The organism is Rothia sp. 27098_8_27, from assembly GCF_041432805.1.
In the GTDB taxonomy this organism is placed as follows: domain Bacteria; phylum Actinomycetota; class Actinomycetes; order Actinomycetales; family Micrococcaceae; genus Rothia; species Rothia mucilaginosa.
This window is the reverse complement of the sequence record NZ_JAPWAJ010000002.1, coordinates 13611-27213: the sequence shown is the minus strand read 5'-3', so window position 1 is coordinate 27213 and position 13603 is coordinate 13611. Positions and strand designations below refer to the sequence as shown.

Below are 13603 nucleotides of genomic sequence, written 5' to 3'. Positions count from 1 at the left end.
GGAAGTGTTTTGAATGGCGGGAATTTTTGATACGGCGCGGAATATCTTATGTGAATACCGCTGTTTTTATGCATCAAAAACGCATCCTGCACACCCACCCGGCAATGACCGGCGACAAGGCGCAAGCCCGCACGATACGCGATAATGAGCTGGTGAGCGCCAACAATCCTTTCCCCGAAATTCCCGTCACCGTACCGCAGATCATTCGCCAGGCCGGGCACCGCACTTACCAGCGCGGTGTCGCCTACCAGCACAACCGCGAAGTCATCCGCTACAGCTACGACGAAGACGAACGCACCCTCACCGGGCTCGTCAACGGAAGCACCATCATCCCCTACGAAGTGACCGTCCGCTTCTTCCCCGCCGTCAGCGGCTCCGCAACCTTCACTGCCCGCTGCACCTGCCCCGTACTCACCGACTGCAAGCACGCCGTAGCGCTCATGCTCACCGCGCTCGACCGCGCCTCCGTAGCGAAAAAGGCGCTCAGCGAACACCCCGGACCCGTCGGCGTGCCCAATACTGGCTCTCATGGCGTAGCAGCGAAGAGTGCGGATGTTGCAGAGGCGAAGAAAGCCGCCGACCCGCTCGCGGCGTTGCGCGCCTCCGGTGCGCTCACCACCGCGGCGAAACTGCCCGCACCCGATGCAGCGGCTACCGAGCCCGAAAACACCCAGGGAAGCTTTGCGCTCAACGAGCTAGGCGCCTCCCCGAGCCTGCAAGCAGAGGCATCCGCCACCAAAATCTCGGCATGGCGGCGCGACCTCTCCTCCGTTCTTTCCGCACGTCAGGACCTTGCGGGCATCGATTCGATGCGCGTGAGCGGTGCCCTGGATTTCTCACTGAGTGTCTCCGGTTCCTACGCGCGCGGCCGCAATATGCCCGGCGCAACCCCCAGCATTAACCTGCTCGCCCGACCGCTCATGGCGTCCAAAACCGGGCGCTGGATCAAGGGCGGACTCAGCTGGGAAACCTTCGCATCCAGCGTGGGCGGGCCCGTCGGGCGGCACGAAATCTACCCCGAACACGAACGATTCTTCGCCGAGCTCTACTCGATTGCCCGCCCCTGGCAGAACATGTATTCCTCGCACCGCGACTGGATCTCAATCAGCGCTTCTGCCTCCACTCTACTCTGGGACGTACTCGCCCGTGCGGAGGATATTGGCCTGCCCCTGCTCGTCAACGGTCGCGAGGTGAACTACGCCGTGCTGAGCCCCGCACAGGTGCGCCTGCACGCCGCCGCCAGCGAAGAGAAACACGCAGAAGGCACCGGACTACAGCTTCAAGCCGCGCTCAGCTGGGAAGGACGCGAAGGCGAACTACTGCGCCAGCTCTGGCTACCCGCCGCGCACTGCCACCCCATCGGCACCCCGCGCACCGGCTTCTTTGCCCTGGGCGGGCTCGCCCAGCAGGAGTACGAGCAGGCGGCAAAGGCGGTGCACTGGAAGACCGCGCGCCCCGGCGCACTGGATGAAGTGGGCCGTGAATCTTTTGTTCAGAAGAGCGAGCAGGAGGCGCCGACTGAGGAAGCCGAGAATAGCGCACCGACGATTGCCCCAGTACAGGGTGAGCGGGTGCGTTACTCCCCCGCCGTACCCGAACTGCCCGAGGGCGTGGAGCTGGCACTCATCCCCCTGGTCGAGCCGCTCGATGCCGCCTCCGAATCGCTCATTAGCGCCGGAACCGTGCACATTCCCGCCGCGGAACGCGCCACGTTCCAGAAGGAGTATCTGCCCGCGCTCAGCCGTTCCATTCCCTCGCTGACCCCCGATCCTGCGCTGGCGCTGCCGCGCGTGAAGCCGCCGCATCTGGTGCTTGAAATCAGCTTTGACGAGCAGGTACGCCACGACGCGCAGCTGAGCTGGCGTTGGGAGTACCCGCTGAACCCCTTCGCGGAGGACAGCGCAGAGGAGGCGAGCGCACAGGACTCTGCGGGTGCCTCCGATGTGTACTCCCTGCCCGTTTTCGGTTACCCCGGTGAAGAGGGCGGCGAGGTGCGCGACGAACGTTTTGAGGCGCGCGTACTGCGTTCGGTGCGCGCAATTCTTGCCGCCCACCCGGCGCTTTCCGGGCTGGAGGAGCGCCGCATCGAAGGCTGGGAGACCCGCGAGTTGCTCAGTGCGATTCTGCCGAAGCTTCGCCGTGTTTCCGCTGTTCAGGTGCGTTTTAACGGCACCCCGCCACAGTTCGTGGAGGCAACCGACGCGCTGATTGAAATCACCGTGAGCGAGGGTAATTCGCGCGACTGGTTCGGGCTGGGCATTGCGGTGAAGGTCAACAATTGGACTGTACCGTTTGCACAGATTTTTGAGGCGCTCGATCGCGGGGCGGACCGTATTCTGCTCGGTAACGGCACCTATTTCTCGCTGCGTCGACCCGAGTTTAAGACCCTGCGCACCCTCATTGCGGAGGCTCGCGAACTCGACGATGCGGGCGGTGAGCTGCGCATTAACCGTCACCAGGCGGGGCTGTTCTCTGAGCTGGAGTCGCTGGCGGCGAGCGTGCATACGACCGCGCGGTGGGATGCTCAGGTGCGTTCGCTGCTACAGCTGGTTGAGGGCCTGGAGGATGCCGAAGAGAGCGCCGAAGAGAACCCCGAAAAGGGCATTGAAAAAGCACTCGACAAGGGCGCTCAGGATTCCCCCGCGCTCCAGAAGACCTCTCGCAAGAAGACTTCCCGCCAGATTATTCCGAGCTGCCCGGTACCCACCGGCCTGCAGGCGACCCTACGCCCCTACCAGGTGGAGGGTTTCCAGTGGTTGTCGTTCCTGTACGAGCAGCGTCTGGGCGGTATTCTCGCCGACGATATGGGTCTGGGTAAGACCGTGCAGGCTCTCGCCCTGCTCGCCCACGCGATGGAGGAGCACCGTGCCGCCTCCGAACGTGCCGCAAAGCGAGGTGAGAGCGTCGAGCCGTTCGCGCCCTTCCTCGTGGTTGCGCCGACCTCCGTTATCGCCAACTGGGCGGCGGAGGCTGAGCGATTCCTGCCCGAGGCGAAGGTCGTGACCATCACCGAAACCACCGCCGGTAAGACCCCGCTTGCCGAGCGGGTTGCCGGGGCTCACCTGGTACTGACCAGCTACACACTGCTGCGCATGGACGAGGACGCCTACACCGGCTACGCCCGCACGCTAGGCCGTACCGTTGACGAGCGCACGGGCGAGCAGTCCGCCCCCGAAGGCTGGGGTGCGCTCCTGCTGGACGAGGCGCAATTCGTCAAAAACACCGGCACCCGCGCCTGGTCCATCGCCCGCGCAATGCCCGCCCGCACCAAGATTGCGATGACCGGCACGCCCATTGAGAACAACCTCATGGAGCTGTGGGCGCTGCTGGCAATTGTGGCGGACGGCCTGTTCCCCTCCGCCCGTGCGTTCCGTGACCTGTACGCTCGCCCGGCGGAGTCCGGAGAGGACCCGGCGCACGCCGCGGCGACGGCTGCTCGTCTGCGTCGGCGCATCCGCCCGCTCATGCTGCGCCGTACCAAGGAGCTGGTGGCGGCGGAGCTTCCGGCGAAGAACGATACGCGCGTGAACCTGCCGCTGGCTCCCGGTCACCGCCGCATCTATGACACGCATCTGCAGCGTGAACGCCAGAAGGTGCTGGGTCTACTGGAGGATATGGATAAGAACCGGTTCACGATCTTCCAGTCGCTGACCCTGCTGCGCCGCCTGGCGCTTGATGCTGCGCTGATTGATCCGGAAGCCTACGCCGGGGTGTCGTCGGTCAAGCGCGACTACCTGGTTCAGCAGCTACCCGACCTGCTCGAGAAGGGCCACCGTGTGCTGGTGTTCAGCCAGTTCACCGGCTACCTCAAGAGCATTTCGGCGCGCCTGGCGGAGGAGGGCATCGGCCACCTGTACCTGGACGGTTCGACCCGCAACCGCGCCGAGGTTATTGAGGCGTTCACGAGCGGTCAGGAGCCGGTGTTCCTCATTTCGCTCAAGGCTGGCGGTTTCGGTCTGAACCTGACCGAGGCGGATCACGTGTTCATCATGGATCCGTGGTGGAACCCCGCCGCTGAGCAGCAGGCAGTGGACCGTATTCACCGCATCGGCCAGGACAAGGAGGTGCACGTCTACCGCCTGGTCGCCGAGGGCACGATTGAGGAGAAGGTCATGCAGCTCAAGGAGTCGAAGGCCGCGCTCTTCGATGCGGTGGTCGGTGAGGGCGAGTTCGCCTCCGCGGCGGTGACGGCTGAGGATGTGCGCGAGCTCTTTGCGCCGGCTGTCGAGCGATAGCCGCCCTCCAGCCCGAGCGGTACCCCTCGAGTCTGAGGAGGTGTCTGGTGCCCGTCATTTTTTGTCATTTGGTTACGCCTCAGGCTAGATTCACGCCCGATTCTGGCCCGGCTCTTCTCAACGGTGACTCTGGGGCGTAGCCTTGAAGGACTACTTACGGAGGCGCCGCCTCCCCATAGATTCCAAAGGAGCATCATGAGCTACAACGTACCCAACGTAAAGTTCAACGACGGCCGATCCATTCCGCAGCTGGGCTACGGCGTGTGGCAGGTCGAGGACGAGGTCGCCGAGAAGGTTGTGGGCACCGCCCTGGAGACCGGCTACCGCCACATCGACACCGCCGCTATTTACGGCAACGAGGCGGGCGTAGGCCGCGCTATCGCTAACTCCGGCGTGGCTCGCGAAGACATCTTCCTCACCACCAAGCTGTGGAACTCCGACCAGGGCTACGAGAGCGCTTTCGAGGCGTTCGAGGTGTCCCTGGACAAGCTGGGCACCGACTACGTTGACCTGTACCTGATTCACTGGGCTAAGCCGCAGCAGGGCCTGTACCTGGATTCCTGGCGTGCGCTGATTGAGCTGCAGAAGCAGGGTAAGGTCCGTTCCATTGGTGTTTCGAACTTCCCCGAGGAGCAGCTGCGCGAGATTATCGAGGAGACCGGCGTGGTTCCGGCCATCCACCAGATTGAGCTGCACCCCTACTTCTCGCAGGAGGCGCTGCGCGCCGTTCACGCCGAGTACGGTATCGCAACCCAGGCGTGGAGCCCGCTGGGCAACGGCAGCGACCTGCTGCAGAACCCCGTGCTGGCTGAGATCGCGGAGCGCCACGGCGCAACCCCCGCGCAGGTCGTGCTGGCGTGGCACCTGGCTAAGGGCACCGTGGCTATCCCGAAGTCTGTGACCCCCTCCCGCATTGAGGAGAACCTGGCGTCGGTAAACGTGAAGCTGACCGCCGAGGACATCGCGGCCGTGGATGCGCTCTCCACCCCCGAGGGTCGTATTGGCGCTGACCCGGCGAACATTGACTTCTAAGGTGTAGCTCGGGCGTATAGCTCGATACACACCTAAATAAAGCCCCGACAGGCACAGATAGTGCTTGTCGGGGCTTTTGTGCGCTCTTGCGGGAGCCAAGGTTTTAGAGAATGCTCATTCGCGGATTGCTCAATAAGTCGGCGAGCGCTCCGCAGCCATCTTTCGCCCGCTAGTTCTCGTCCTCTACCAGCAGGGAGAGGGAGATGCGGCGGCGAGCCGGGTCAACCTCCACGACGCGCACCTGCACGATGTCGCCGCTGCGCACAATGTCGTGTGGGTTCGCCACGTAGCCGCGGCTCATCTGCGAGATGTGCACGAGGCCGTCCTGGTGCACGCCAATATCCACGAACGCGCCGAATGCCGCCACGTTCGAGACGGTGCCCTCGAGCACCATGCCGGGGCGCACGTCCTCGAAATGCGAGACGGACTCGGAGAATCGGGCGGTGCGGAAGCTACCGCGCGGATCCAGGCCGGGGCGGCGCAGCTCGGCGAAGATGTCCTCGACCGTGTACACGCCGGCGGTGCCTTCGTCCGCGCTCGCCTGAGTATCGCTATCCTGCACATAGTCGGCTGGGTTCAGCCCGGCGAGCGGGTCGCTACCGTCCGAGGTACCCAGGGCGCCGGCAACCCAGTGGGCGCCGTTGCGTGCCTGCGCGTCAGCAATAATGCGGCGCGCGAGCGGGTAGGCTTCCGGGTGCACGGCGGAGGCGTCCAGCGGCTCCTCGCCGCCGCGGATGCGAATAAATCCTGCCGCCTGGCGGAAGGTTTTCGCCCCCAGTCGCGGCACGTTCAGCAGCTGCTGACGGTTCGCGAAGGGACCGTGTTCAGTGCGGTAGGCGACGATGCGTTCGGCGGTTGCGGTGCCCACGCCCGCCACGTGCGCGAGCAACTGCACGGAGGCGCTGTTGAGGTTCACACCCACGGCGTTCACGCAGTCTTCGACGGTGTCGTTGAGGGCACGGCGCAGGGCGGCGGGTGGCACGTCGTGCTGGTACTGGCCCACGCCGATGGACTGCGGGTCGATTTTGACGAGCTCGGCGAGCGGATCCTGCAGGCGGCGGGCAATGGAGACGGCGCCGCGTACGGTCACGTCGTAGTCGGGCAGCTCGGCGGCGGCGAGGGCGGAGGCGGAGTAGACGGAGGCGCCCGCCTCCGAGACGGTCACCTTCTGGGGTGCTTCTGCGCCTTCCTCGCGCAGGGTGCGGATCAGTTCGCTGGCGAGCTTGTCGGTTTCGCGGCTTGCGGTGCCGTTGCCAATGGCAATGAGTTCCACGCCGTGCTCGCGGCAGGCGGCGGCGAGCTCGCGCAGTGCTTCTGCCCATTGGTTGCGCGGGGCGTGCGGGTAGACGGTGCCCACGCGCAGCGGCTCACCGGTGCCGTCGACTACGGCGTATTTCACGCCGTGGCGCAGGCCCGGGTCCAGACCGAGGGTGGTCTTGTGTCCGGCGGGTGCGGCGAGCAGAATATCGCGCAGGTTGGAGGCGAACACCTCGGTCGCGTGCTGTGCGGCGGCGTCGAGCAGCTGGTGGCGGATGCGTTCGGCAAGGCGCGGGCGCAGGTGGCTGCGCCATGCGGTGCGCACGGTCGCGGCGAGCCAGCCGAGCACGCGATCTTCGTCGTCGACGGTGTTGAGCACCTGCACGGGGATGCGTAGCGCGGCGGCGACTTCACGCTCGTATGCAGAACGGACGTTCTCGTAATTTTCGGCGGCGGCCTCAGCTTCGGCGCGGGCGGCACCACGCAGGCGGCTGAGCGCCACGGGGGCGGGTGCCACATCCACTTTGAGGCGCACCACGCCGGCGTCCTTGGCGCGGTGCAGCGCCAGCACACGGTGCGGCGGAATGGAACGAATACGGTCCGAGAAGGCGAAATAGTCGGAGAACTTCGCACCAATGCTTTCCTGACCGGCAATCACGCGAGACTCAATCACGCCGCCTTCACGCAAGCGCTTGAGGAGCTTTTCGCTCAGCACCGGGTTGGTGAGGGCGCGGTCAACCAGAATTGCGCGGGCACCGTCGAGGGCCTCTTCGGCACTGTGAATCTGCAGGGCTTCGTCCGCCTCTGCAACCTCAATGCCCTCGTCCTCATCGTCTTCGGTGTCGTCGGTAATGTATGCGGCGGCGATAGCGTGTGCCTCGGCGAGGGGCACCTCCAGCAGGTCTTCGACGAGGGAATCAAGCCCGGCGGCACGCGCCATCTGCGCGCGGGTCACGCGCTCGCTGCGGTACGGGGCGTAGATGGCGTTCACGTCTGCGATGGTGGCGGCGTTCATGAGCGAGGAACGCAGCTGCAGCAGGGTGAGCGGGTCGATGAGGCCTTCGTCGGCGCGTTCGGTGAGCGCTTCGAGCACGCGGTTGCGACGCTCTTCGAGGGCGCGGAGCTGACCCAGACGCGACTGGATGGTGCGCAACTGAGTGTCGGTGAGTGCACCCGTTGCTTCTTTGCGGTAGCGGGCGATGAAGGGTACGGAGTTGTCGGCGTCAAGCAGCGCCACGGCTGCGCGGATGCGGTGCGGCGCGATGCCGGTTTCTACGGCGAGCGCGTTGATGAGGTGCTCGGCGGGCTGCTCAGTCTTGCCGCCGGTTTCGTGTTTTTCGCGGTGTGCGGCGCTGCTGAGTTCATTGCCGGCGGCGCTGCTGGGCGCGGGGTCTGCAGCTCGATCCGCGCGCGGGCGGATACTGCTCGGGAGGGGGTGTTCGCTCATCCTTCCAGTTTCGCATATTTCGCCGCGGCTCATGGGTTGGCCGGTAATGCTGAGAAAAGAGTCAGCGCGGGGCGTATTTTGCTCGCCTGTGCGGGTGCGGGTAAGCGTATTTTTCTATCGCATCTTCTAGTGCAGATTACGAGTCTTTACGCACATTTTGCCCTGTGGGTGCGCTAAATATTGTCATCTTTCCGTAAGAAACCGTGTTAGGGGTTCACGTATTTGAATAGTGCTTAGTTTCAGCGATAAATTTAGATAAAAGAGCATATTTTTTTGAAAAAATATCTCTTATTCGTGCAGATAAGAGCTGGACTCACGCCACGCAAACACCCTTATCTGCGTGCACACGTTCAGGGTTTCGGCGGCACGGTACGACATGGTGCCGCCACATCCTGCAGATGAAAGAGGGACCCATGCGCGAACAAGCCGCGCTATCAAACGCGCCGGAGGGCTACTTAGATTTTCACGACGAGTACGCGGAACTCATCGCCGAACTCGCCGCGCTGGGGTTCACCCCTACCCAGGTTCTCCGCCGCCTCAACTTTCTGTACCCGCACATCAACAAGAAGTACCTGAACTATGCGCTGAGCTCCGGCATCTGGCAGTTTGGCCCGGTCACGGCAGACGCCCCGAGCTACACGGTGCTCGCATGCGGCCTCTGGTACGTTTTCGCGGAAGCCTACGATTTGCCTCCGGAGCCCGAGTACGCGGCGCTGATTCTTGATTGCGATATTATTCACGACCTGCCGTCCGCGCTGGAGGCACGCCACTTCAACAATGAAGACATTGCACACGTTCTGGCGAAGATTGGCGCAACGCTCAAGTACCTTGCCGCACACCCCTACTCCCAGCTGGAGGAAGAAGCCTACGCGCAGACCCTCGAGGACATCCGGCTGCGCGGCTTGGAAGAAATCGGCACCGAGGGCGGTAGCCTGTACACCCTGCTTGCCGCCAGCATGGAGGGCGAATCGGCGTGGCCTGCCCCCGCACAGACGGTCAACGATTACCTCGGCGACGGCGACTGGTCCTTGGGCATGCTCCGCACCGGTATCTACCCGGCGGAGGCACTCGAGAACGAGTGGTATATCGACGCCGCGGCGGTACCCGAGGATTTTGCGCCGAAGACTCTGAGCCTGTTTTTGAGCTATTGTGCCCGCTACGACCGCGATCCGACGGCGCTGAACTACGGCTACTGGTCTACCATTCCCACGCTCATTGAGCAGGTGCCGCCGCTGGGTGCGGTACGCGCCAAGTTCGGTTCCTGGCAGACGACTCTGCATCGCGGACGCACGCAGATTGCCCGCGAGCTGCGCCTGTGGACGAAGAACGAAGCCAACGCAGCTGCCGTGGAGGCGGGCGCCGCTGAGGAGCTTGAGCTCCTCGACGCTGAGCTGACTAACGCTGAGCTGGCTAACGCGGAGCTCACCAAAGCAGAACTAGCAGAGTTGGATACCCCGGACGTCTCCCCTGCGGACGCTCCCGCGGAACCGGCAGAGCCCGCGCGTCTGAGCGCCCGCGAACTCACCGAGCAGGGCATCGGCGTGGTGCAGACCGCCCACACCGACCTAGCGGCGTACCACCGCACTCGGTGGGAGCAGACGGTGGAAGTCTTCGGTGAACGCCTCGCGCAGCTTGCCTGGAACCGCCGCCTGAGCACCTACTACTTCTTCGACGGCGCCTGTCTGGAAGACGCCGACCCGACCCCCGTGGTGACGGTCTTCCGCTCCCCCACCGGTTTCCTCTGCGAGCTCGAACCCACCGCCGAGGCGCTACCCGCCTTCGACCCCGAGTTTCTGCAGGAGCACGGCTGGAGGCGCCCGGTACCGGTGCATGCGCTGTGGAACCTGCACGCGCTCGACCCGCTGGAGGCAGCTGCCGCCGTCATCGAGGCGATGCGTTCGGGATGCGGTTGTGAACGCTGGGATTTCTACCGCACCGATGACGACAACGACCCGCTTGCCGAAGAGGCTGAGGTGGCTTCCGTCTAGGCAAGCACTCCCGCGAGCCTCTCTGGTTCATCTCTAGAGCCTCTCTGGTTCATCCCTGGAGACAGCGAAAGCCCGCGTCCCCCGCTCCCTGAGAGGAGCAGGTGACGCGGGCTTTACACATGCACGGGATACCAGCTGCGGCAGCCGGCACCGATAGCCGGCGCAGATAGTAGATGCGGCTTAGCGTGCCGAGAAGATCTCGGACGCCTCCACAATCGCAATCTGCGCGGTGCGGGTCGAGATTGCCTCTTCGCGGCGTGCATCAGCGCGGCGCTTGAAGACCCAGCCGATACCCAGAATCGCAAACCAGACGGGCATCGCGAGCAGACCCATGAGAGTTTCCTCGTTCATGGTCAGCACACCAATGGTGAAAGCGAAGAACGCCAGAGCCAGCCACGCGGAGAAACGGCCGCCGGGCAGACGGAACTTCGACTTCTTGTGGCGCGAGGGGAACTTCTTGCGATACATCAGGTAGCTGACCATAATCATGGCCCACGCAAAAATCACGAGCACCGCAGCCACGGTGGTGACCAGGTTGAACGCACGAGAGATCGAGTCACCCGCGTAGAGCAGCACAATCGAGGACAGCAGCATCACGGCGGAGAGGAACAGCGCGTTATGCGGCACGCCATTCTTGGAAATCTTGCCCAGGAACTGCGGTGCACTGCGCTCGCGTGCCAGGCCGAATGCCATACGCGAGGTGGAGAAGATACCGGAGTTCGCCGAGGAGGTCGCGCTGGTAATCACCACGAAGTTGATGATATGCGCGGCGATGCCCAGGCCCGCCAGAGTGAACATGGCGACGAAGGGACTCTTATCGGGGCTGACCAGGCGCCAGGGGGTGACCATCAGGATGACGGCGAGCGCGCCCACGTAGAAGACCATAATACGTACCGGCACGGCGTTAATTGCCTTGGGCAGGGTCTTTTCGGGGTCCTGGGTTTCTGCGGCGGTGGTACCGACGAGCTCGGAACCCATGAACGCGAAGACGGCAATCTGGAATGCACCGAGGAAGCCAATCAGGTGGTTGGGGAACATTCCGCCGTCGTTCCAGAGGTTTGCGACGGATGCCTGCGCACCACTGGGCGAGGTGAAGCCGACGGCAATCATGCCGCCGCCAACGATAATCAGGGCGACGATGGCGACAATCTTAATCATGGAGAACCAGAATTCGATTTCTCCGAAGTTCTTCACGGAGACCAGGTTCAGGGTCAGCAGAACGCCGATGACGGCGAGCGCCGGGATCCATGGCTGCAGGTCGGGCCACCACATGTGCAGGTAGCCGACGATTGCGATGATGTCCGCGACGGCGGTAACCACCCACATGAACCAGTAGGACCAGCCGAGGAAGAAGCCCGCCATGGGGCCGACAAGGTCGGTGGTGAAGTCAGAGAAGGACTTGTACCTCAGGTTGGAGAGCAGAATCTCGCCCATAGCTCGCAGCACCAGGAAGATGACGGCGCCGATGAGCATGTACACGAAAATAACTGAGGGACCCGCCATGGAGATAGCGCGGCCGGAGCCCATGAACAGGCCGGTACCGATGGCACCGCCGATTGCGATGAGCTGGATGTGGCGGTTGCTTAGACCGCGGTGCAGTCGCTCTCCCTGTTCGGGAGCTTTAGGATTCAGGCTGACGTTGTTCTGTTCAGTCACGACGTCCTCTTTTCAGCGGTTGTACCCCGTACCGCATGTGCCGTTACTGGAATAAGAATCGCTAGATCGCAGCAGGCACGGTCACTGTATGAATATGCGGCCATTAGCTTGCGGGGCGTCCCCGGATTTCGGGGCGCGGCTGGGGCTCCATGCCAGCTACCGCGCGGTACTCGGAAGTGTCACACTATCGACTAACGCGAAGTTTTTCTGGGAGCTCTCACAGCTACTTGGATAGTTATTCTACAGGTGTTAAGTGCAAGAAAACAGGATTTACGGCAAAAATGTGACCTGTTTCTATTATTTACGTCATATCAAGCGGTGTAAAAAATGCCGCCCGGAACGTAAACAGGCAGGCACGAGGGCACGCGAAAGCCCCGCCTCCGCATCCTAAAAGAATGCAGAAACGGGGCTTACCAACAGCGCCGCAGAAACACTACATAAACGCCGCAGAAAGAACAGAAACTACTTCTGACCAGCCTTGTCAGCAGCGTTTTCAACAGCCAGCGCACGAGCACGCTTCGCCGCGTGGCGGCGGGTCAGAATCTCGTAGCCAATAGCCAGAGCGATAAACCAGATGGGGGTCAGCGCCAGGCCGATTGCGGTGTCCGGGTACAGGCTCAGGGCGTAGACCATGACGGCGAAGAAGACCAGACCAAACCAGCTCATGCCAATACCCCAGGGCATCTTGTACGCGGACGCCTCGTGGCGCTCCGGGAACTTCTTGCGGTACACCAGGTACGCAATCAGGATCATGCTCCAGGTGAAGATACCCATCATCGACGCCACGGAGGTCACCACGGTGAACGCCTCCATGATGCCGCTACCGGCATACAACATGACCAGACTAAACAGCAGCATCACGGTGGTCAGGTACAGGGCGTTGGCGGGCACACCGTTCTTGGTGAGCTTACCCAGTGCGGAGGGGGCGGCACCGTCATGCGCCAGACCGTAGACCATGCGGGAGGTCGAGAAAATACCGGAGTTCGCCGAGGACGCCGCGGAGGTCAGCACCACAAAGTTCACCAGGGAGGCGGCAACAGCAATGCCAGCCAGGGAGAACATGCCCACGAAGGGGCTCATGGACTTATCCAACTTGTCCCAGGGGGTGACGGCGAGGATGGTCAGCAGCGGCAGCGCGTAGAAGAGGCCAATGCGGAAGGGTACCGCATTAATCGCCTTGGGCAGGGTGCGTTCGGGGTGTTCGGTTTCCGCCACGGCGGTACCGACCAGCTCAGCACCCACGAAGGCAAAGAGCGCAATCTGGAAGGCACCCAGGAAGCCCGTCAGGCCCTGGGTAAAGATACCGCTACCGGAGGGGCCGGGGCGATCCCAGAGATTTGCCACAGAGGCGACGGTACCGTCGGGCGCGGTGAAGCTAAAGGCAACCATGAGCGCACCAACAATAATGAGGGCGACAATCGCGACGATTTTAATGACTGCGAACCAGAATTCGATTTCACCGAAGTTCTTCACCGAGGGCAGGTTCAGCAGCAGCAGAGCCACGATAACGGTCAGCGCCGGGATGAAGGCTGGGATTTCCGGCCACCAGTATTTGATGTAGCCGGTAATGGCAATGACGTCCGCGATACCTGTGACGACCCAGAAGAACCAGTACGACCAGCCGACGAAGAAGCCGGCGCGCAGGCCGAGGATGTCGGTGATGAAGTCGGTGAAGGACTTGTATTTGGGGTTGGAGAGCAGAATCTCGCCCATGGCGCGCAGAACAAAGTAGATGACGCTACCGATAATGGCGTAAACAAAGACGATGGAGGGGCCGGTCAAGGCGATGGTCTTTGCCGAGCCGAGGAAAAGGCCGGTGCCGATGGCGCCGCCAATAGCGATCAGCTGGATGTGTCGGTAGCTTAGTCCGCGCTGAAGCTTGGAGTGCTCAGCTTCGGAGTCTAGGCCAGTGACGGAGTTGTGCTGCGTTGGCTGCTGTGTCACGTATTTCTCTTTCCTGCGTCGATTCGCCCTAAATTTCACTCGGG

Annotated in this window: 6 protein-coding genes; 3 read left to right on the top strand and 3 right to left on the bottom strand. The window is 62.9% G+C overall.

Annotation, left to right across the window (positions count from 1 at the left end; genetic code table 11):
• Positions 1 to 104: 104 nt before the first annotated feature.
• Both O3675_RS03635 and O3675_RS03630 read left to right on the top strand, forming a co-directional pair.
• A complete protein-coding gene (locus O3675_RS03635; RefSeq protein ID WP_371571274.1) occupies positions 105 to 4235 on the top strand; it encodes an SNF2-related protein in 4131 nt (1376 codons plus the stop codon).
• A gap of 195 nt (positions 4236 to 4430) precedes the next feature.
• Positions 4431 to 5267: an aldo/keto reductase gene (locus tag O3675_RS03630; protein WP_371571031.1), complete on the top strand. Its 837-nt coding sequence runs from the start codon at positions 4431 to 4433 to the stop codon at positions 5265 to 5267.
• A 169-nt stretch (positions 5268 to 5436) separates the two neighbouring features.
• Here the strand turns inward: O3675_RS03630 and O3675_RS03625 are convergent, their stop codons facing one another.
• The gene (locus tag O3675_RS03625) at positions 5437 to 7971 is read right to left on the bottom strand and encodes a helix-hairpin-helix domain-containing protein (protein ID WP_371571028.1); all 2535 of its coding nucleotides are present in this window, start codon (positions 7969 to 7971) and stop codon (positions 5437 to 5439) included.
• A 413-nt stretch (positions 7972 to 8384) separates the two neighbouring features.
• On the opposite strand from O3675_RS03625, the gene O3675_RS03620 reads away from it, so the two are divergent.
• A complete protein-coding gene (locus tag O3675_RS03620) occupies positions 8385 to 9959 on the top strand; it encodes a dehydrogenase (RefSeq protein WP_371571025.1) in 1575 nt (524 codons plus the stop codon).
• A 180-nt stretch (positions 9960 to 10139) separates the two neighbouring features.
• On the opposite strand, the gene O3675_RS03615 is transcribed toward O3675_RS03620, so the two are convergent.
• Together O3675_RS03615 and O3675_RS03610 are read right to left on the bottom strand one after the other, a co-directional pair.
• Positions 10140 to 11615, bottom strand: coding sequence for an amino acid permease (locus O3675_RS03615; RefSeq protein WP_371571023.1), 1476 nt, complete (start codon positions 11613 to 11615; stop codon positions 10140 to 10142).
• 462 nt (positions 11616 to 12077) lie between these two features.
• Positions 12078 to 13559, bottom strand: a complete 1482-nt coding sequence (locus tag O3675_RS03610) for an amino acid permease (protein ID WP_070688375.1) — start codon at positions 13557 to 13559, stop codon at positions 12078 to 12080.
• Positions 13560 to 13603 lie beyond the last annotated feature (44 nt).

Coding starts and splice junctions, on each gene's coding strand:
- O3675_RS03635 (WP_371571274.1), top strand. CDS start 105: ATGACCGGCGACAAGGCGCAAGCCCGCACGATACGCGATAATGAGCTG.
- O3675_RS03630 (WP_371571031.1), top strand. CDS start 4,431: ATGAGCTACAACGTACCCAACGTAAAGTTCAACGACGGCCGATCCATT.
- O3675_RS03625 (WP_371571028.1), bottom strand. CDS start 7,971: ATGAGCGAACACCCCCTCCCGAGCAGTATCCGCCCGCGCGCGGATCGA.
- O3675_RS03620 (WP_371571025.1), top strand. CDS start 8,385: ATGCGCGAACAAGCCGCGCTATCAAACGCGCCGGAGGGCTACTTAGAT.